The organism is Bartonella sp. AA97HXZ (assembly GCF_042196985.1).
GTDB lineage: Bacteria > Pseudomonadota > Alphaproteobacteria > Rhizobiales > Rhizobiaceae > Bartonella.
The window spans coordinates 127,313-147,865 of the sequence record NZ_JBHIRC010000003.1; the positions used below are offsets into that span (position 1 = coordinate 127,313).

Annotated in this window: 23 protein-coding genes and 2 pseudogenes; 21 read left to right on the top strand and 4 right to left on the bottom strand. The window is 35.9% G+C overall.

Translation table 11 applies throughout. The features are described 5' to 3' along the window. Positions 1 to 10 precede the first annotated feature (10 nt). From ACFINE_RS03320 to ACFINE_RS03330, 3 genes and pseudogenes are all read right to left on the bottom strand, one after another. Positions 11 to 619: an outer membrane lipoprotein carrier protein LolA gene (locus tag ACFINE_RS03320; RefSeq protein WP_375621033.1), complete on the bottom strand. Its 609-nt coding sequence runs from the start codon at positions 617 to 619 to the stop codon at positions 11 to 13. A 121-nt stretch (positions 620 to 740) separates the two neighbouring features. Then, positions 741 to 1,001: pseudogene (locus ACFINE_RS03325) on the bottom strand (DNA translocase FtsK); the annotation flags it as partial. A 723-nt stretch (positions 1,002 to 1,724) separates the two neighbouring features. Continuing rightward, positions 1,725 to 4,166 carry a DNA translocase FtsK 4TM domain-containing protein gene (locus ACFINE_RS03330; protein WP_375621034.1) on the bottom strand — a complete coding sequence of 814 codons (2,442 nt, stop codon included), beginning with the start codon at positions 4,164 to 4,166 and terminating at the stop codon, positions 1,725 to 1,727. Between the two features lie 732 nt (positions 4,167 to 4,898). Between ACFINE_RS03330 and ACFINE_RS03335 the strand changes: the two genes are divergently transcribed. Then, on the top strand, positions 4,899 to 6,176 hold the full coding sequence (locus ACFINE_RS03335; RefSeq protein ID WP_375613161.1) for a ubiquinone biosynthesis hydroxylase: 1,278 nt from the start codon (positions 4,899 to 4,901) through the stop codon (positions 6,174 to 6,176). A gap of 1,584 nt (positions 6,177 to 7,760) precedes the next feature. Here the strand turns inward: ACFINE_RS03335 and ACFINE_RS03340 are convergent. Further along, positions 7,761 to 8,048 carry an H-NS family nucleoid-associated regulatory protein gene (locus ACFINE_RS03340; RefSeq protein ID WP_015857007.1) on the bottom strand — a complete coding sequence of 96 codons (288 nt, stop codon included), beginning with the start codon at positions 8,046 to 8,048 and terminating at the stop codon, positions 7,761 to 7,763. Positions 8,049 to 8,176: 128 nt separating this feature from the next. Between ACFINE_RS03340 and ACFINE_RS03345 the strand changes: the two genes are divergently transcribed. From ACFINE_RS03345 to ACFINE_RS03440, 20 genes and pseudogenes are all read left to right on the top strand, one after another. Then, positions 8,177 to 8,791, top strand: coding sequence for a hypothetical protein (locus ACFINE_RS03345; RefSeq protein WP_375621035.1), 615 nt, complete (start codon positions 8,177 to 8,179; stop codon positions 8,789 to 8,791). Beyond that, positions 8,791 to 9,414: a TrwN protein gene (locus tag ACFINE_RS03350; protein ID WP_375621036.1), complete on the top strand. Its 624-nt coding sequence runs from the start codon at positions 8,791 to 8,793 to the stop codon at positions 9,412 to 9,414. The genes ACFINE_RS03345 and ACFINE_RS03350 overlap by 1 nt, the downstream gene beginning before the upstream one ends. Positions 9,415 to 9,538: 124 nt before the next feature. Further along, a complete protein-coding gene (gene korA, locus ACFINE_RS03355; RefSeq protein WP_015857010.1) occupies positions 9,539 to 9,838 on the top strand; it encodes a KorA family transcriptional regulator in 300 nt (99 codons plus the stop codon). Next, on the top strand, positions 9,801 to 10,118 hold the full coding sequence (gene trwL, locus ACFINE_RS03360; protein ID WP_375621037.1) for a VirB2 family type IV secretion system major pilin TrwL: 318 nt from the start codon (positions 9,801 to 9,803) through the stop codon (positions 10,116 to 10,118). The genes korA and trwL (ACFINE_RS03360) overlap by 38 nt, the downstream gene beginning before the upstream one ends. 146 nt (positions 10,119 to 10,264) lie before the next feature. Continuing rightward, positions 10,265 to 10,585 (top strand): VirB2 family type IV secretion system major pilin TrwL, encoded by a 321-nt coding sequence (gene trwL, locus ACFINE_RS03365; protein ID WP_375621038.1) that lies wholly within the window; start codon positions 10,265 to 10,267, stop codon positions 10,583 to 10,585. Between the two features lie 133 nt (positions 10,586 to 10,718). Next, positions 10,719 to 11,036: a VirB2 family type IV secretion system major pilin TrwL gene (gene trwL, locus ACFINE_RS03370; RefSeq protein ID WP_375621039.1), complete on the top strand. Its 318-nt coding sequence runs from the start codon at positions 10,719 to 10,721 to the stop codon at positions 11,034 to 11,036. A 76-nt stretch (positions 11,037 to 11,112) separates the two neighbouring features. Continuing rightward, positions 11,113 to 11,424, top strand: a complete 312-nt coding sequence (gene trwL, locus ACFINE_RS03375) for a VirB2 family type IV secretion system major pilin TrwL (protein ID WP_375621040.1) — start codon at positions 11,113 to 11,115, stop codon at positions 11,422 to 11,424. A gap of 76 nt (positions 11,425 to 11,500) precedes the next feature. Further along, positions 11,501 to 11,821, top strand: coding sequence for a VirB2 family type IV secretion system major pilin TrwL (trwL, locus tag ACFINE_RS03380; RefSeq protein WP_375621041.1), 321 nt, complete (start codon positions 11,501 to 11,503; stop codon positions 11,819 to 11,821). 122 nt (positions 11,822 to 11,943) lie between these two features. Continuing rightward, positions 11,944 to 12,261, top strand: a complete 318-nt coding sequence (gene trwL, locus ACFINE_RS03385; RefSeq protein WP_375610330.1) for a VirB2 family type IV secretion system major pilin TrwL — start codon at positions 11,944 to 11,946, stop codon at positions 12,259 to 12,261. Between the two features lie 57 nt (positions 12,262 to 12,318). Further along, positions 12,319 to 12,642 carry a VirB2 family type IV secretion system major pilin TrwL gene (gene trwL, locus ACFINE_RS03390; protein WP_375621042.1) on the top strand — a complete coding sequence of 108 codons (324 nt, stop codon included), beginning with the start codon at positions 12,319 to 12,321 and terminating at the stop codon, positions 12,640 to 12,642. Positions 12,643 to 12,769: 127 nt separating this feature from the next. Next, on the top strand, positions 12,770 to 13,081 hold the full coding sequence (trwL, locus tag ACFINE_RS03395; protein ID WP_375621043.1) for a VirB2 family type IV secretion system major pilin TrwL: 312 nt from the start codon (positions 12,770 to 12,772) through the stop codon (positions 13,079 to 13,081). Positions 13,082 to 13,195: 114 nt separating this feature from the next. After that, the gene (gene trwL / locus ACFINE_RS03400) at positions 13,196 to 13,510 is read left to right on the top strand and encodes a VirB2 family type IV secretion system major pilin TrwL (protein ID WP_375621044.1); all 315 of its coding nucleotides are present in this window, start codon (positions 13,196 to 13,198) and stop codon (positions 13,508 to 13,510) included. A 127-nt stretch (positions 13,511 to 13,637) separates the two neighbouring features. Further along, positions 13,638 to 13,958: a VirB2 family type IV secretion system major pilin TrwL gene (trwL, locus tag ACFINE_RS03405; protein WP_375621045.1), complete on the top strand. Its 321-nt coding sequence runs from the start codon at positions 13,638 to 13,640 to the stop codon at positions 13,956 to 13,958. Positions 13,959 to 14,082: 124 nt separating this feature from the next. After that, entirely contained in the window at positions 14,083 to 14,391 is a 309-nt protein-coding gene (locus ACFINE_RS03410; protein WP_375621046.1) for a conjugal transfer protein, read from the top strand. A gap of 12 nt (positions 14,392 to 14,403) precedes the next feature. After that, positions 14,404 to 14,712 (top strand): type IV secretion system protein VirB3, encoded by a 309-nt coding sequence (locus ACFINE_RS03415; protein ID WP_375612564.1) that lies wholly within the window; start codon positions 14,404 to 14,406, stop codon positions 14,710 to 14,712. Positions 14,713 to 14,714: 2 nt separating this feature from the next. Continuing rightward, the gene (locus ACFINE_RS03420) at positions 14,715 to 17,186 is read left to right on the top strand and encodes a VirB4 family type IV secretion/conjugal transfer ATPase (protein WP_375621047.1); all 2,472 of its coding nucleotides are present in this window, start codon (positions 14,715 to 14,717) and stop codon (positions 17,184 to 17,186) included. Continuing rightward, positions 17,183 to 17,950 carry a type IV secretion system protein gene (locus ACFINE_RS03425; protein WP_375613870.1) on the top strand — a complete coding sequence of 256 codons (768 nt, stop codon included), beginning with the start codon at positions 17,183 to 17,185 and terminating at the stop codon, positions 17,948 to 17,950. The genes ACFINE_RS03420 and ACFINE_RS03425 overlap by 4 nt, the downstream gene beginning before the upstream one ends. Positions 17,951 to 18,141: 191 nt before the next feature. Then, entirely contained in the window at positions 18,142 to 18,987 is an 846-nt protein-coding gene (locus tag ACFINE_RS03430) for a type IV secretion system protein (protein WP_375621048.1), read from the top strand. Between the two features lie 243 nt (positions 18,988 to 19,230). Next, positions 19,231 to 19,384 (top strand): annotated as a pseudogene (locus ACFINE_RS03435) (TrwH protein). Between the two features lie 69 nt (positions 19,385 to 19,453). Further along, the gene (locus tag ACFINE_RS03440; RefSeq protein WP_375621049.1) at positions 19,454 to 20,395 is read left to right on the top strand and encodes a type IV secretion system protein; all 942 of its coding nucleotides are present in this window, start codon (positions 19,454 to 19,456) and stop codon (positions 20,393 to 20,395) included. The last annotated feature ends 158 nt before the right edge of the window (positions 20,396 to 20,553 follow it).

The following is a 20,553-nucleotide window of genomic DNA, read 5'->3' on the forward strand; positions in this document are numbered from 1 at the left end:
CACTCTTTTTTCATTTCTTCGAAGGAAGTGCAAACATCCCATTAGCGAACCGGACGTCTGTCCGCACATTCATAATCTGCACAGTAGTTTCCAAATTTTGTTGGTCAACAATTGTCCACTGTCGCAAAGCAGAGCCTTTAGAATCAAAAACCATCCTTATTTGCCCTGCCCCAATCGTTTTATCACGCAGAACAATCGTTACAGCCCCTGGATCTTCGCGAAATGCGAACAAGCGCCCAGAAGATACATCAATTTTATCATCCAACAAAAATTTCATTGGCGTTTGCGAAAGTTGTGAAAAGTTCCAAGTATTCAAAGCCCGATTGTTAATACCCACAAATTGGCCATCTGAAATAATCTGTAAAGGCATTTTTTTGTAAATGAAACGAATTTTCCCTGGGCGCTCTAAATAAAATGTCCCCTGAGACATTTTTCCCTTTGGACTAAACTGAATAAAATCACCTGTCATTGTTTTGATTGCCGCAAAGTGATTCACAACATTTTGCGCCTTTATCACTTTATTAGATGCTTGCGAAAAAACAGGAAAAGTTAAACACCAAAAGACAATAATTCCCACCAACCCAAAGACTCTTCTTTGCAGTAAAAAAGACGTTTTCATAAAAAATGCTCCCAAGCAATACTTAATTGACTTTATAATTCATAACTTAAGTGATCAACGACGAATAAATACCCTTCTTTATAAGATAAAGATATTGTTTGAAAAAAATATCAAAAGATTTTTAAAAGTATTCTTCTTCGACAGTCTCCAAAACTTTTCGCTTACCTATATCATTAGCTGGACTAATGGTGCCTTCTTCTTCCATCCTTTCGATCAATGTGGCGGCACGATTATAACCAATGCCTAAACAACATTGAATATAAGAAGTTGAAGCCTTACGATCACGAAGCATAATAGCAACAGCTTGACAATAGGAATCATCTGCTAAAGAAAAAGCTAAAGAAACATCCTTTTTTATTTCTTGCGGTATCGTTTCCAAATAACCAGTCTGCGTTTAAGTTTCCGAAATCATCAAATTTTCCTGCTTTTCTGCTGATTTTCTAAACGCATAATATATTCTTTCCCACCCCTAATCTATGAAGCAACATAAATTATAGTCAAGACATAATGGATTAAGGACTAAACATATTACTCGCGAACCTGAAAGCTCTTTTAAGTGTCAAAAATGCTTTTTTGACTTCCTTCCCACCCAAAAGAATAAAAATCTTCATCCGAACCACTCTGTAAACAGTTTGGAGTTTAGCAAATTTCACTTAGCTTCCCACCCCATATAATTCATTTATATTAAGACTCGACAGATCAGCCTTGCCCTAAATATTTAGAGCGCACTTAAAAAGACACTTAAATACCAAACCTTACATGCTTTTACCCCCCTCTACACTCGCAATGACATTATTTTATACCAAGATATTGATTTATAACAATTTATCTTTTTAACTTAAATCATAACGCCAAATACAATAAGATTCTCTCATCACATACTCTCTCATATTAAATCAATTCAAATCATTTGCTTGCACATTACAAGCAAGGTTGGTGTATGGATAAAAGTTATATAAGATAAAGAATCCCCTTATAAGGAGTCTTAAGTACCAAGGAGCTATCGCAAATTGAGAGCTGGTATATGAAAATGCAGACTTTCTACGATACAATAGGATAAACACTTATTTTATAAGGTATTATAAAAAACAACTATAAAGATTTTTCAAAAGCGCTCTTCTTCAGCAGGCACTAAAATTTCTCGTTTCCCTGCGTGATTTGCTGGACTAATAATACCTTCTTCTTCCATCCTCTCAATCAATGTCGCAGCGCGGTTATAACCAATGCCTAAACGGCGTTGAATATAAGAGGTTGAAGCCTTACGATCACGAAGCACAATAGCAACAGCTTGACTATAGGGATCATCTTCTGAAGGAGAAGACAAAGAAACATCAGCACCATCCTCTTCAACTTCTTGCGTAATTGTTTCTAAATAATCAGGTCGTGCTTGCTCTTTGAGATGCGCAACAACCTGCTCCACTTCATCATCCGCAACAAAAGGCCCATGCACACGCTGAATACGTCCTCCTCCCATCATAAAGAGCATATCTCCTTGTCCCAATAATTGCTCGGCCCCCTGTTCGCCTAAAATTGTTCGGCTATCAATTTTTGAACTCACAGAAAAAGAAATACGTGTAGGAAAATTGGCTTTGATCGTCCCAGTAATAACATCGACGGAAGGACGCTGTGTCGCCATAATTACATGGATACCGGCAGCACGTGCCATTTGTGCTAAACGTTGAACCGCTCCTTCAATATCTTTACCAGCAACCATCATCAAATCAGCCATTTCATCAATAATGACAACAATATAGGGCATAGGACTAAAATCAAGTGTTTCCGTTTCATAAAGAGGCTCACCAGTCTCACGATCAAATCCAACTTGAATTGTCCGCACCATTGTCTCTCCCTGACTTGCAGCTTCCCTAAGACGTGCATTAAACCCATCAATATTACGAACGCCTAGTTTTGACATTTTACTATAGCGCTCTTCCATTTCACGAACAGCCCACTTTAAAGCAATCACGGCTTTTTTAGGATCCGTCACCACGGGTGTTAATAAATGGGGAATGCCATCGTAAACCGAAAGCTCAAGCATTTTCGGGTCCACCATAATGAGACGACATTGTTCAGGTGTCATACGATAAAGCAATGATAAAATCATTGTATTGATAGCAACAGACTTTCCCGATCCTGTTGTACCAGCAACCAAAAGATGGGGCATTTTTGCTAAATCTGCAACAACAGCTTCCCCCCCGATTGTCTTACCCAAAGCAAGTCCTAGCTTGGCTTTGCTGTCAATAAATTCTTGCGCCTGCAACATTTCTCGTAAATAAACCATCTCACGCTTTGCATTAGGCAGTTCTATTCCAATAACATTACGTCCTGGAACCACCGCAACACGCGCCGAAATCGCACGCATCGAGCGTGCAATATCATCTGCCAAACCAATGATACGGGAAGACTTAATGCCTGCAGCCGGTTCAAATTCATACAAAGTTACCACCGGTCCAGGACAAGCATCTATAATTTTTCCTTTGACCCCAAAATCTAACAAAACCCCTTCAAGCTCCTGAGAATTTGCTCTTAAAACAGCAGGAGAAAGTTTTGCATCCTTAACAGACGGTGGTGGAACCGAAAGATAATCTACAAGAGGAAGAACAAAACCACCCTTTGAAGAAGCTGTTAAAAACTTTCGATTTTTAACAGGAGAAACATAGGCTTTATTTTGATTTTCCTCACACTTTACTTTTTCACCTAAAAAAGTTGGCTCAATCCGATCAAATGGCTTTCCTTGCCCTTTACTCTGAAAACGCCTTTTGAAACAGAATAAACGAAAAAAACGCGCTTGTAAAAAATAAAAAAGATGCAAAAGAGCGCCACAAGTTGTCGCAAAAAAAACATGATTTTCACGATCCTCCTCTGCGGCATATTCCGTATCTTCTTCCAACTCAAAGACTGGATTAATGATTTCGTCTTTTGGAATGCTTTTTTCTTTTCTTTTCTTTGTTCGACGCCGCCATATCACATTACCAGCAAAAGCAGCGGTGAAAAAACCTAAAAGAATAAAAACAACACTGAAAAACACCGTGTAAGGAGGAGAAAGAAAAAGAGGAAAGACTGAAGAAGCAACACTTAAAACTTTATCTCCTAAAACCCCTCCCAATCCCATTGGCAATGGCCAATAAGTAAAAGAAGCAACAGGTGACATAAGGGCAAAAGCAATTAAAAAACAAATCGTTGATAGCACCCATAAAAAAAAGCGCAAAGTCAAATTGTAGATATTCTTTTGCGCCAACAAGAGAAAAGACCAAAATAACGGTGGCAACAAAACAGAAAGACTGGCCAAGCCAAAAAACTGCATAATAAAATCTGAAAAAATTGCCCCCATCCACCCCATAAGGTTTGTAACCTCATTTGTACTTGCATGGGTTAAAGATGGGTCCGCAACATTCCACGTCGCCAAAGCAAACACACAAAAAATAATAAAGCCCAAAAGCCCGAGCCCAATAAATACTCCTATCTGACGTAAAAACATCTCAATAAGACGCGAACCTTGAGAATTTCGCACTTCTAATGAATCATAAGGAGAAGAACCTCGGTGCATCTATCAATTCCAAATACAAAACTTTCATATTTTAAAGAGTTATAACTCCCTCTCTCTCTTAAAAAAGAATGAAGCTTAAACTCTGTGCCGATTTGTAAACAAATCGCCTGTAAACAATCCGACTTCTTATCTAGCGCGTTCTACCTTCTAACCACTTCATATCATTCATATACCCACCACCCTAAGAGACAATCGTTCATAAGGCGCACAAAAAGCTCTCCCTGAATATTTATCAAACGATCAACCAAAAAACACCTCATGTGTAAAGTGTTACATGGGTGCTATAGGCACCTTCCTAAACAAATAATATTTTTTACGCTACACCATGATAACGGCAAAATATGAATACTGTTTTAACCATCACGAATGACCACAATTTTTATCTATCATACTAACGAAATGGCCCCTTTCAGGACAAGCATACTGAAGCAACTCACACAACTAAAAAAATACACAACCATCTTTGTTTATTTTTAGTTTTCTTTTTTATCAACCAAGTGTAAAAAGAATTGAAGAAGATATTTAAAAAAGCTTATCCGATAAATCTGTAAGATGAATCACATAAATGATTAAGCAGAAAAACTCTGAAAAACCAATCTGTCATCAGATTGGCGCTAAAAAGAAACCTCGTTTTTGTAAAGCAGAGAGAAAAGTAAAGGTTAAGATATTTTAGCAATGTAAAAAGATATTCTTTTTAAAAGAAAGCAAACTATAAACAATGGAAGAAGTATTGTGTGTTCTAATCGCAATAAAAATGTACAACCCAATAAAAAAATTAAATCTCATAAAACTAAACAATGTGATCTGCTCATTGCAGGGGGGGCAGCTGTCGGTTTAACCCTAGCGATAGCACTCAAGCAAACAGCCCCTAATCTGAAAATAAAAATCGTTGATGCTGCTCCACAAGGAGATCCCGCTGCTTCTAACATACGAACCATTGCCCTTGCTGCTGCTTCTATTCGTATGTTAAAACAATTACAATGTTGGGAATCTATAAAACTCTATGCGCAACCCATTCATTCAATGATCATCACAGATACAAGCACAAATGATCCTGTCAAACCCACTCTTTTAACCTTTGAAGGCGACATTAATCCCGGCGAGCCCTTTGCTGCTATGGTAGAGCATAGAGAACTCATCAACACTTTAAAAAAACGTGTCAAAGGTCTCAATATCCCTGTTATTACAAACACCCGTGTCATTGATTTTCATCAAGAAGATCAACATACAACCGTCACTTTAAATAATGAAGAGGTTTGGCAAACAAAATTGCTTATTGCAGCTGACGGAGCCCATTCGAAATTACGCCAAAAAGCTGGTCTGAAAAATTTTTCTCATCCCTATAAACAAACAGCAATCATCTGCACAGTTGAACATGAAAAACCCCATAATGGTCAAGCAATTCAACATTTTTTACCTGCCGGTCCTTTTGCTCTTCTCCCTCTCAAAGGCAACCGATCCGCCATTGTGTGGAATGAAGATCATAAAACTGCGCAATATTATCTCAAAGCTGATACACTTATTTTTGAAACAGAACTCGAAAGACGCATTGGCCATCGATTAGGCAAACTCTCTTGGGATGGCGAACGTCAAGCTTTTCCTTTGAGTCTTTCTTTAACACGTCAATGCGTTAAACCACGTTTTGCTCTCGTTGGCGATGCCGCCCATACCATCCACCCCATTGCAGGACAAGGACTCAATTTAGGATTACGCGATAGCGCTGCGCTGGCTGAAGTGATTATTGAAACAGCACGACTAGGTCTTGACATTGGCTCCCTCACGGCTTTAGAGCGCTATCAAAGCTGGAGACGTTTTGAAATTGTCCGTATGGCTTTAAGCAATGATTGGCTTAATAAACTCTTTTCTAATGATAGCCTTCTTTTACGGATGCTCCGCGATACCGGCCTTGGAATCATTAATCAAGCACCAAAAATAAAAAAATACTTCATTCAAGAAGCTGCCGGACTCTCTCCAAATGCCCCACGTCTTCTACGCGGCTTCCCACTTTAAGCAAAAATTCATACTATTTCACTTTTTTTACAACCTTTGCCTTCCTCCTTCAAAGAACAAAAAATTCCTATCTCATCCAATCTGTTTACAAACCGGATTCCTGTCGAGTAATTTTTTCTTGACTTCCTCCTCCCATATTTCACTTAACATTAAACTCGACAAGCAAGCTACATTCTAAGAATATTCACCATACACTGAAAAAACGTTTAATATCTCAGAGAGGTTGTTGCTTTATATCACCACACCTTAAAAGAAGCCATTTCACGGCATAATAAAATAAACAAGACTTTTTAGCACACAACACTTTTATTTATAATAATAAGTTCATTGTTCTCATATTGAGTGAGAAATCTAAAGATCATAAAATACCCTTATTTCAAATCTCTCTCATGTTGAAGCAATCAAAATCATTCGCTTGCACATCACAAGCGAAAGTGTCGTATAAATAAAACAATTAAACAAAGCGACAAAAGCCTCCCTCTCTCAAGAACTAAGGACTTTAGCAATATTGGAGGCGAGTAAAGTATATAATGGCACCGGCTTATACTTTTTATTGAAGTAAAAATGGTGGTGTACAATGGATTTTATATGCTCATAGAGACTTTTACGTTATACTATTCACGAGAAGCGCTATAAAATAAGCTTAGTTGCATTGAAAAATTTTTCTTTTAAAAAAGCGTGTAAATTGGAAACATAAATGTATTCCGTTTGGGGCATTCTGCTTCTCAGACAAACTCTTTAACTTATTGTGGAATACCACACGACTTTAGAAAAAATATTCCAATATATAACAAAGTATTCCGTACTCTATACCATCACACACAATTGTAAAACCGCATATCATCCCCCTATTTCACACCATAAAAGAAGATAAACTTCAATAGAAATAATCCAATCCTTTTATTTTCAAATACGCTCTTTATTCATTATTCATAAACGCTCATAAATGAATTTTAATCACAAACGCTCAGAAATATGTCATAAATTCTATAAAACCCATAACAGCCATAGAAATTTTCCATTTTCTACACACTCACTCATCTCAACTAAACGAACGATAAATAAAGTAAATGCCTCATATATAATCTTACAGAAAAAATACCAAACAAAATCTATAACATCAGGCTTGTTCTACAGAACAGTATTCCAAAAATATAAGTATGCTAATTTATTAACATATTAATTGATAAAATTATCATTTTACATATTGAGTTAAAATCCCTATGCAATAAATTATTCTCATTTCGACAATTTTTGTAAATAAACAATAAAACTATTTATTTACATAGACTAAAAAGAGCAACGTTAATGAAACGATAAAAAGAAGTAAAATATCCCCCCTCTCTCACATGCCAAAAGCAATTACAATATTCCAATCTGGCATCATCATTATGCTTGCCAGATTATGACAACAAGACCTTTTGCATTTAAATAAATTGTTCACGCTCCCTATCATTGTATTTGGTAACTCAATACTTTAATATATTCGTTCAGTATATTTATACAATTAAATTACCCAAAAGAGCATACTTCTTGCATTTACATTCCTTGGTATTCCCTTATCTTGTAAAGATCGCACACGTGTTACGTTACTTCGAGTTCATCAAGTGTATACCCATTCTCCAACCACTCTTTAATCCACTTAGGTCTACGTCCACGCCCATTCCATAATTCCCATTGGTTATTGGGATTTCTGTAATGGCGCTCTTTGCTCACAAGATCAGCGATATCAATTCCATGGGCATTAGCAATTTCAAGAATTTTTCGTCGCGCATTTTGCTTTTCCTTTGCTTGCCGTTTTTTTAATTCCACATCGATTTGTGTACGCATCTCTTGTAGTTCATCAAAATTCATATTTTTGAGATCATTCACCTTAATTACTCCCCTTGCAAAAAAGAATTTCTTTTTGCCATACTTTAAACACAATTATAGACAATTTCTGTCTATTTATTATCGAAATTAAAATTACGATACATATATCACTTTGACGGAGATGTGCTTTGAACCACAAAGAGCTGTTTATTGGTATATCAATTACCACCACTGCATCTTTTTTCAGTTCAATTGCTGAAACTACTAAATGCAGTACTCAAGCGCCATCACACCTCTCTGAATCTTATGAATCAGTAGTCAAAAGTAAATATAAATCGTCACTCTATAAGTTATGGCAATACGCAACAAAGAACAAGCCCTCTCTGTATAATGATAGTGTAGTTCATTATGACAAGAAAACCTCCCCTCATACACAACGGCTTTTTACTTCGTATAAATTTTTTTTGAAAAGATTTTTGCAACTAGAGGATTATATAAAACAAGCAGCTTCAATACAGTATCAAAGATTATTATTTTTTAAAAGCAGCGCCTTTCTTCGTGATTCGAATAATATTGGTTGGCGTAATGTGCTCTATTTTATTCCACACTTTTATCTTGTTGGTTGGATATTCGCATATATTAGAAATATTCTTAGAAGAAAACAAAGCAATAATCACAAGGAATATTCTAAGCTAAACAATCTCATTCTGCAAATTTATAAAATCAAAAGACAACGAGAAAAAGCACAACACAGAATTAGCATTTGTATTAATAAAATTCTTTATAATAAGGTGTATTGCTAATGATTGTTCCAGATTTCACATTTTTTGCTGCTGCATACATATCCAATACGCCTCCCATAACATTTTCAGTTATCGCCGAACAAGAAGCGCGGGACAATGTCTATGTAACAGATGATAAAGATAACTTGTTCTATCAATCATCTCAGCTTAAGAAAACAATCACAACAGCTGAACAGAGTGGACATAATTTTAACATAATTTTAGGGCAAATTGATGTTGGAAATATGAAATTGTTTTCTCTTTTTGATGCATTTGATTTTTGCAGAAATCTTACAGCTGCACAAAGTGCTTTAACTTACTGCTATCAACAAACAACATCAAAGTGCATCTTTGAAAAAGCGACTTTGCAGTCTGTGCTGAATTTTTACAATACAGAAAACTCAAGCCACACCCGTATGCAAAAAGTTACTTCATATGTTGGAGTAAAAGCTGCTGTACGAGGAAATGAAGACTTGCAGGCGCCTGTAAAGCTTAAAAAAGAAGAACCAGAACAGACAACTAAAGTAGATTCTCTTTCTCTCTCTTCAAAAGGAGAAGAAGATGCATTTACACATAAAGAAAGTAGCGCCCGCGATGCTTTTTCAGCTGAAGATTTTTCTTCATCGAGAAGATCGCTGGAGTGAGGACTGATATTTTCACGAAACTCCAGAAATTTGATAGGATATTATAATGAAAGGTAGATAAGAAAATGTTAAAGCTCTAATTAGTAAGATTGAACAAAATCTCTTCTAATTGAGGGCAAAGATAATGAAAATGATAGAACAAAACAGCGTTGATATAGCATTTAGTCAAAAAGCAGCACGTGAGATTACAGTCGTGATGCTTTCAGAAAGGGAATGGTATTTCACGTTTATTTCCGATGATCCAATCACTGGAAAGCCAAATAAATATACATTACTTACACAAAGAGGAAAACTAAGAACTTGGGCTGATCCAAAATATCTCTTTAAGTTTCTTCATGAAAGAGGGGTCATTTGTGGGAGTTTTAATCTTAATCAGGATAAAGAACATGAAACAATTAAATATTCTTCACACAACAGCTCGTAATAAAATTGCTGCATTTTCTGCAGCTTTAACTGTATTTTTTATGACCGCTCCTGTATACGCCCAAGCAGCGGGTTTAGACCCTGCAAAAAAAGCTTTAGGACTGCTTCAAACAGATTTAAAAACGATTATCCCTATCGCTGCTGCCGTAATACTTTTGTGCTTAGCAATTGGTTATGCAGGGCGCTATATCGGAAAAGACACATTTGTACGGTGGGCAATCGGTGTCGTTATCGCTGGTTCAGCAACTGAACTTGCTAGTTTATTATTTAAACCCAACTAATAAATCTTTTGAAACATGAAATGCTTCTTTCATGAAAAAAGAATTTTAGACTTTAATACTTTTATTCCACATCAATTCAATGAAATTATCCCTTATTTCATGGAAAAACTACTTGCGCCAAATACAATTTGATAAGGTTGAACAATATGAAAAAATTAATCAATTTTCAATTGAATGATAATAATAAAATTACCGCAACCTCTGCAGTTTTAACTGTATTTTTTATGAACAATCCCGTATGGGCTCAAGCAGCAAAAGGTTTGAAAAACGCAGATACAGCTTTAAACGCGCTCCAAAAAGACTTGAAAGAAATTATTCCTATTGCTGCAGCCGTGATACTTCTGTGCTTAGCGATTGCTTATGCAGGGCGCTATATCGGAAGAGATACATTCGTACGATGGGCAATTGGTGTCGTTATTGCTGGTTCAGCAACTGAACTTGCTAATTTGTTATTTAAAAACCCCTGATAAATCTTATTAAACACTAAGTGTATCTATTATAAAAAACTTAGATTTCTGTATTTTTATTTAGTGAAATAACAAACTATATCAAAAAAAGAGATTATTTATACCAACTGTAATCTAAATTGGAATAAGCAATATGAAACAATTAAAAACTCTTCAAACAATAATTTGGAATAAAGCTACTAAAACCTCTGCAGCTTTAACTGTATTTTTTATGGCCAATCCTGTTTTAGCCCAAGCAGTAGTTCTACAACCTGCAAATAACGCTTTAACTGCACTCCAAACAGACTTAAAAACGATTATCCCCATTGCTGCTGCCGTGATACTTTTGTGCTTAGCAATTGGTTATGCAGGGCGCTACATCGGAAAAGATACATTCGTACGGTGGGCAATTGGTGTCGTTATCGCGGGTTCAGCAGCTGAACTTGCAAATATGTTATTCAAAAGCGCGTAATAAAAATGACTATTAAAGTCATGCTGTATAAAATATCTTTTTATCCTAAAGAGAAATCTAAATTGAGATAAACAATATGAAAAAATCAAAAGTTCTTCAAACAATAATTCGGAATAAAGCTACTAAAACCTCTGCAGCTTTAACTGTATTTTTTATGGCCAATCCTGTGTATGCTCAACAATTAACAACTGCAAAAGGTGCTTTAGAAAAACTCCGTGATGACTTAAAGTTGCTTATCCCTATTGCTGCTGCCGTGATACTTTTGTGCTTAGCAATTGCTTATGCAGGACGCTACATCGGAAAAGATACATTCGTACGATGGGCAATCGGTGTTGTTATCGCTGGTTCAGCAACCCAACTTGCAAATATGTTATTCACAGGCGCGTAATGAGAATGAATATTAAAGTCATTCAGTATAAAATATCTTTTTATTCTAAAGAGAAATCTAAATTGAGACAAACAATATGAGACAACCAAATACCCTTCAAACAATAGTTAGAAATAGAAATATTAAAATTTCTGCAACTTTAATTATATTTTTTATGAGCAATTCTGTATATGCTCAAGTAAAATTAACAAATGCAAAAACTGCTTTGGAGGCTTTACAGAACGACCTCATTGGAAATATTATCCCTATTGCTGCTGCTGTTATACTTTTATGCTTAGCCATTCTCTATGCAGGGCGCTACATCGAAAAGGATACATTTATACGATGGGCAATCGGTGTTATCATTGCTGGATCAGCAACCCAACTTGCTAAAATGCTATTTACAGGTGTTGTGTGAATAAGTATAATACAAAATGTTTTTAAGATAAAATTGTATCTAATAATTATTAATATGGCAAAATTCTATTCCATTTATGATAGAAATACAAAGCATTCATGAAACTTTAATAAGAGTAAAATATGCAAAAACTAATCAACCTTCAATCAAAAAATAACAACAGAATCATTGTAATTTCTGCGACTATAGCTGCGTTTTTTATAACCTATCCCGCATATGCAGAAATAAAGAATGCTAAAGACGCTTTAACAGCTCTACAAACAGACCTTATTACCAATATTATTCCTGTTGCTGCTGCCGTTATACTTTTGTGCTTAGCAATTGGTTACGCAGGACGTTACATTGAAAGAGATACATTTATACGATGGGCAATCGGTGTTATCATCGCTGGATCAGCAACCCAACTTGCGAAGCTGTTATTCACAGGTACAGTTAGTTAAAACTAAAGATAGTAACTATGATACAAAATGTTATCTATAACCTTCAATGAGAGAAATATGCGAAAATTAATTAGCTTCCAATCAAAGAACAATAACAAAATCATCACACTTTCTGCAGCTATAACTATATTTTTTATGATACATCCCGTATGGGCCCAAGCAAACGGTTTAGCTCCTGCAAAAACAGCTTTAGAAGAACTCCAAAAAGATCTTAATACTAATATTATTCCTGTCGCTGCTGCTGTTATACTTTTATGCTTAGCAATTGGTTATGCTGGACGCTACATCGGAAAAGATACATTTATACGCTGGGCGATTGGCGTTGTCGTCGCTGGCTCAGCAACCCAACTTGCGAGCCTGTTATTCAAGGGGCAAGCGTAAGTCTATATAATGCATAATATTTTTATCATAAGGTTTTATATCTAATTATTATACACATATAAAAATCTCATATGTTTTATAATAATAAATACAAAGTATTAATAAGAGCATTAATTAAGAGTAAAATATGAAAAAATTAATTGATTTCCGATTAAAAAATAACAACAGAATCACAGCAATTTCTTCGGCTATAAGTGTATTTTTTATAGTACATCCTGCGTATGCAAAACTAAAAGCTGAAGATGCTTTACAAACTCTGCAAACAGATCTTACTACTAATATTATTCCTGTTGCTGCTGCCGTTATCCTTTTATGCTTAGCAATTGGTTATGCTGGACGTTACATCGGAAAAGATACATTTGTACGGTGGGCAATCGGTGTTATCGTCGCTGGCTCAGCAACCCAACTTGCGAGCCTGTTATTCAAGGGGCAAGTGTGAGTCTTTATAATACATAATGTTTCTAATGTGAGAGTTTATGTTTGATAAATTTAAAAATATTATGTGATATTTCGTTTATATTAAGAATATACAAAGTATTGATAAGAGTAAAATATGAAAAAATTAATTAATCTCAAATTAAAAAATAATAACAAAATTATCGTAATTTCTGCAGCTCTAAGTGCCTTTTTTATAACGAATCCCGTATATGCAAATGTAAAATTAGATCCTGCAAAAAAGGCGTTAGATGCACTCCAAAATGACTTAAAAACGATTATCCCTCTCGCCGCTGCTGTTATACTTTTGTGTTTAGCAATTGCCTATGCAGGGCGCTACATTGGAAAAGATACGTTTGTACGGTGGGCGATCGGCGTTGTCATTGCTGGCTCAGCAACACAACTTTCTACACTGTTATTTATAGGTAAATAATAAGCTTATATAACACATAATGTTTTTAAAGTAAGAGTTTATACTTGCTATTTGTAACATATAAAGATACCAATTTGTTTATTTTAAAAAGTATAAAATATTCATGAAAATTTAATGAAAGTAAAATATGCGAAAATTAATTAATGTCCAAACACAAAATAACAACAGAATCATAGTAATTTCTACAGCTATAATTGCATTTTTTATAACACAGTCTGCATATGCAAATGCAAAATTAGCTCCTGCTGAAAAAGCTCTAAATGCTCTAAAAAAAGATCTTATTGATCACATTATTCCTGTTGCTGCTGCCGTGATACTTTTGTGCTTAGCAATTGGTTACGCAGGCCGCTACATAGGAAAAGATACGTTTGTACGGTGGGCAATCGGCGTTGTCATTGCTGGCTCGGCAACCCAACTTGCTAAACTGCTATTTACAGGTCAAGCATAAATTAGTATAATACGTAATGTTTTTAATGTTCGTTGATTATAGATTTGTACCAGTAATAATATCGCTCATACTACGAAAAAAGGAATTTATTTATAGCAACTTTAATTAAAAGGGGATAAAAGATATGAAACAATTAAATACGCTTCAATCAAAAATATGTAAGATTAGTGCTATTTTTATAACTTTGATTATGTTATTAATAACTCAATCTGCATATGCTCAGACAGAAACAAAGAGTTTAGATGTTTTCATAGGGATGCAATATGGATTAAGTATAATTATTCCTATCGTTGCTGCTATCGTTCTTTTATTACTTTTGCTTATTTATATATTTCGCATTATCGCAAGAGCTACCTTTATGCGATGGGCATTCAGTGTCATTATTGCTGGTGCAGCTTTTTATATTAGCCACATATTATTTCACCTCCAGTGACGAGAACATTCCATGAAATCGCAAGAAAAAAAAGAATTCCCCCTATTCAAAGGAGCAACACGTGTTCCAACGATATGGGGTGTCCCCATGATGCCATTTATCGTTATGGTTATGGGGGTTGCTGTTATTGCTATGACAGTAAGTATCTTTTTGTGGATTATAGCACCTCCATTATGGTTTATTATGGTGCAAATTACTAAAAACGATGATAAGGCGTTTCGTATCTGGTGGTTATGGATCGACACTAAATTTCGCAATCGCAACAAAAGTTTTTGGGGCGCATCAAGTTATAGTCCCTCTGATTATAGTAAAAGGAGATAAACATGACAGCTGTTGAAAGCAGCAAACGCCTTGCATCAGAGGCACCTGTAAGCCTGTTTCTGCCTTATTCACATCATATTACAGATACGATTATTTCTACTAAAAATGCGGAATATTTGTCAATTTGGAAAATTGACGGGCGTTCGCATCAAAGCGCTTCAGAAGAAGATATTTTTCAATGGATAAAAGAGCTTAACAATACTCTACGGGGTCTTGCATCAGCCAATTTATCATTTTGGACGCATATTGTGCGCCGCCGTGTTTATGAATATCCTGATTCAACATTTGATCAAATGTTTTGCTATCAACTTGATGAAAAATATCGACAAAGCTTTACTGGTTACAATTTGATGGTCAATGACTTATATCTGACTGTCATTTTTCAACCGATAGCGGATAAAATTATGTCATTCTTTTCTAAACATGAACGTGAAACGCTTGATCAAAAAAAGATGCGACAAGACACATGTATCAAGGAACTCAATGACATCAATCGTACTTTAGGCCAATCTTTAAACCGTTACGGTGCAGAACTTCTTGGTGCTTATGAAAAAAATGGGCATGCTTATTCTTCTGCACTTGAATTCCTTGGAATGCTTGTCAATGGTGAATATCGCCCTATGCCAATTTGCCATGACCGTTTTGCTGACTATATGTCTATCAATCGACCTTTTTTCTCAAAATGGGGCGCTCTTGGTGAACTGCGAACAACCAATGGAATGCGTCGATTTGGAATGCTGGAAATTAAAGAATATGATGCAACAACCAAACCAGGACAATTAAATGTTTTGTTGGAAAGTGACTTCGAGTTCGTATTGACGCAGAGCTTTTCAGTTCTCTCCCGACATGCTGCTAAAGATTATTTACAACGGCATCAGCGTAATCTTATTGATGCACGAGATGTGGCAACGAGCCAAATTGAACAAATTGACGAAGCACTAAACCAGCTTATCAGTGGACATTTTGTCATGGGAGAACATCACTGCACATTGACGATCTATGGTGATACAATTCAACAAGTTCGCGACCATATGGCCAAAGCAAGTGCAGCATTACTAGACGTTGCGGTACTGCCCAAACCTGTAGACTTAGCAATAGAGGCTGGCTATTGGGCACAACTTCCTGGCAATTGGAAATGGAGACCGCGTCCTGCTCCGATTACATCATTGAACTTTTTATCATTTTCATCTTTTCATAATTTTATGTCAGGAAAACCCACTGGTAACCCATGGGGTCCAGCCGTCACAATTCTTAAAACAACCAGTAAAACACCGCTTTATTTCAATTTTCATGCCTCCAAACTTGAAGAGGACTCGACAGATAAACGTTTGCTTGGTAATACCGCGCTTATCGGACAATCTGGTTCGGGTAAAACCGTGTTACTCGGTTTTTTGTTAGCACAAGCACAAAAATTTAAGCCGACAACTGTTGTTTTTGATAAAGATCGTGGCATGGAAATTGCCATTCGGGCGATGGGTGGAAAATATTTAACATTCAAGCCAGGCAGAAAAAGTGGTTTCAATCCTTTCCAACTCCCACCCACACAAGAAAATCTTATTTTTCTGAAACAATTTGTTAAAAAATTGGCAGAAGCTGGTGGTGAAGTCACGCATCACGACGAAGAAGAAATTAACAAAGCAGTTATGTCTGTTATGAGTGCTAACATTGACCGATCACTCCGTCGTTTGTCCTTTCTAGTACAATTTTTACCAAATCCACGTTTAAGTGATTATAATGCTCACCCATCTGTTCATGCTCGCTTACTAAAATGGTGTGAAGGTGGTGATTATGGGTGGTTGTTTGATAATCCCCATGATGCTCTTGATCTCTCAACACATCAAATTTACGGCTTTGATATCACGGAATTCTTAGATAATTTTGAAACTCGCACTCCAGTGATGATGTATTTGCTTTACCGCACAGAAGGCATGATTAGCGGACAGCGGTTTATGTATATCTTTGACGAGTTTTGGAAGCCTTTGCAAGATCCGTACTTTGAAGATTTAGCCAAAAATAAACAAAAGACCATCCGTAAACAAAATGGTATTTTTGTTTATGCAACACAAGAGCCTAGCGATGCCTTGGAAAGTAATATTGCCAAAACACTCATTCAACAGTGTGCAACTTACATTTTTCTAGCCAATCCCAAAGCAAATTATGAAGATTATACAAAAGGCTTTAAACTAACAGATGCCGAATTTGAACTCGTTAAAGGACTTGGTGAGTTTAGTCGCCAATTCCTCATTAAGCAGGGTGATCAATCTGCGCTTGCAGAACTGAATCTTGGTAAATTCCATCTAACACGCGATGGAAAAACCATCGAACACGACTTTAGTGACGAGCTCTTAGTGTTATCAGGAACGCCTGATAACGCAGAGTTAGCCGAAAGCATTATCGCAGAAGTTGGTGATGATCCGGCAATATGGTTACCAATTTTCTTACAGCACGCAAAAAATGACAGGAGGGAAACATGAAAAAAAAGGTCATTTCAATAGTAGTTGTAATAACTTTAGGGGTTTCAAACCCAGCGATGGCTTGGGTTTGGGGCGCTGGGTCGGCGGATTTATCGGCATCCGTTCCAACGAAGTGGCCCAATTTTTTTGGAAGTTCATCTTCAAATACATCAAAGTCTAAAAAAACTCCACAGCAAAAGAAAGCGCCACCTGATGCCCAACTTCTCGATATGCTAAAAAAACACCTTGAGGAAGTAAAAAAGATACACGAGTCTATAACGGGAAGCCAAAAATTCGACACTAAAAAACTTAAAAATGTACAAACAGATCACAGTAGCTTTTTTCTCAAAAATCCAGAGAATCTCTACAATAGAAATAAAACTTCTGCTCTATCTACATCACTTGAAAATATTTTAAAAGAAGAAGAAATTCCTGTCACTATCCATGAATCTAGCAGTTTTATCAACAAGCGTATCCAATATGCAGCCATCACTGATAAAGCCGTAAGTTTAAAAACTTTTCAAGAAGCAAACAATCGTTTTCAGCAAATTGAAGAACTATTAAACGAGATCACGACAACAAAAGATCTAAAAAGTATTGCCGAGTTACAAGCACATATAATTGGAATGCTTGCTATGCTACAAAATGAAACAGCAAAACTACAAATGGTTACACATTTACGCAATGCTGAACATACACTTATCAAACAACAGAAAGATAAACATAACATAAAAATTTTGAATAGTAAAAACACGAACATGCCTACCATAAGATTCATTAGGTAAAGCTTTTTGTAGCAATATTTTGTATATTATTTTTCCTGTATGCTCGTAAAAAGAAAAAGTTAATGCGTAATACTCAATTCTCTCTCATAGATCGAAAAGGTCTACGAAGTTTCATTTTATCCTTAAAAAAATTCAACGAAAAATGCTCAAAAAGCATATAAAAAGTTGAAAATTCGTTAAAGAGGAATTCCATGGACTTTACAGTGTTCACGCAACTTTTCAATAAAATTGATCAGATAACAAAAACATATGTCACGGATGTTTCCTCAAAAACAATAGCTACAATTACACCCTTTGTTTCAATCGGTATCACAATCGCTTTCATCATCTACGGATGGCTCATCATCCGGGGCGCTATCGATATGCCTCTCTCCGGATTCGTAAACCGTTTCCTACGGATAAGTATTATTACTTCAATAGCTCTTACCACAGGACTTTATCAACCAGAAATCACAAATTTAATAACACAAATGCCCTATGAGTTATCAAAAGCGCTCATAACAAATCCACTCGATGATAAACAATTAATGAATTTACTGGACACAGCAGCAACCAAAGGATTTCAATATGCAGGCCGTCTTTTCCAAGAAACCGTCTTCTTCGAGTCCAATGGACTGCTTTACAGTCTCTTAGGCATCATTATCTTGCTAGCAACAAGCCTCGTAGTCGCAATCGGTGGTGGTCTCGTGCTCCTAACAAAAATCGCTATTACACTTCTTGTAGGATGGGGACCATTCTTCATCATTGCTTTGCTCTGGCAACCAACTCATCGCCTTTTCGAGCAATGGATAATCCAAGTTGTGAATTATATAATCCTCTTTCTACTCTTAGCAACTGTATTTAATCTAATGATGAATATCTTTGCAAACTATTTGAGTGATATGAAACTCGATTACAACCAGAATGTAAGCTTCATGTTTGGGGGAGCTCTCATCTTGTCCATTATATCCATCATGCTGTTACTCAAACTATCAAGCATGGCCAATTCTCTCGCAAAAGGCATTACATTCGGACATCTATGGAGACATAAAAACTAGCTGAGATAAAAAGCAATGGTTCCCGTAACAGACGCCCCTAATATCCATATGACAAAATAACGAGGATATCCAATTCTAAAGTAAAAAATATTCGCACTGAAATTGAGCTATTTTCATAAATTAAAAAATGAAATTAAGAAAAGATAAATTATCGTAAACTATACACTTTACTTTAGTGTCAAAATTATAATAATGACAACAAATATCAGAATGTATATAACAGTAAAAAAGAGTCATATCAAAATGAAGTTAATCATTCTTATAATTTTGATTGCAAACCTTTTATCGGCTTGTGCATTAGCACCAAAGCTAAAACAGCCCAATGATAGGAACCGTGTGCCTAATTAATAAAACAATCCCTGCCAAAATCAAGCGAGGAGACAACGGAATCTCATAAACTGATTTATGAAGTTAATAATGTAATGGTCAGTCTTTCTAAATATGTGAAAATTAAAAGGTGTGAAATATGCAAAAGCTGATTATTATCATAGCGATTAGTGCTTTTCTTGGAACAACAAACTTAGCAAGAAGTAACACTCTTACTAAGCAAGGAGGAGGTCATAGCCGTTTTGCAGTTCCTACTATAGGGTCAGGAAATCTCGATTCAAGCAACAATTATAAACCAAAACCACCAAAAGGCTATGAGCCACCACGTAAACTTCCACCCGATATTAAAATTGACCTTTCTAATTTTGGAACGATGAGAAATCGCGTACCGTCCAAACCTAGTGGCTCTAAGCCATCTAACACACCTCCAATATCTCCCACAGCTCAGGTACCTAAATCAACTTTCGTATCTGCTCCATCAGCAAAATATCTGGAGCTTACTAATCTATTAAAAAAAGGGGAAATTATTGAGCTCTTAAAAAAACAGCTTGAGTTGAAAAAAGAACAAATTTCACAAACAGAAAAAACCTATCAGGCTATAACAAATAGTCAAAAAACTAGACCTGAAACAATAGATTTTTCTAGTTTTTTTCTCAAAGAACCAGAATCGCTCTATAAGAGTGATAAGCTTTCAAGGAAATCATATCAAGAGGTATTAGAGGACGAAAACAAAGTTTCTGGGCCTTTTGATCAAATGGGCAAAACTATTTCGGGGCGTTTACAATTTGCATCGATACTAGATAAAGCTGTAAGTTTAGAAACTTTTGAAAACGTAGAAAATCGTTTTCAATACCTCAAAAGTCTATTTAATGAACTTCAAACAAAAGAAAACCTGAAAGATATTGCAGATCTTCAAGCACATATCGATGGTTCGTTAGCCATGATCCAAAATGAATCTATAAAGGTACAAATGGTAGCACATTTACGTAAGGCTGAGAAATCACTTATCAAAAGGAAAAGACGCGAACTTGATATGAAAATTTTTGATCATGAAAAAAAAGGGATGCCTACCATACGATGAAAACAAAAGCCGATGTAGAAGGTTCAGTACTCTCTGAACAATTAAGAGAAGCACAAAGATTTTATCAAAGCCAAGATATCATGCTGAAAACACTTAGGTAATGTATAAATGAAAATGAGGCGTTTAGCATATATCTATGTTCCAAGGTGATAAAAAGT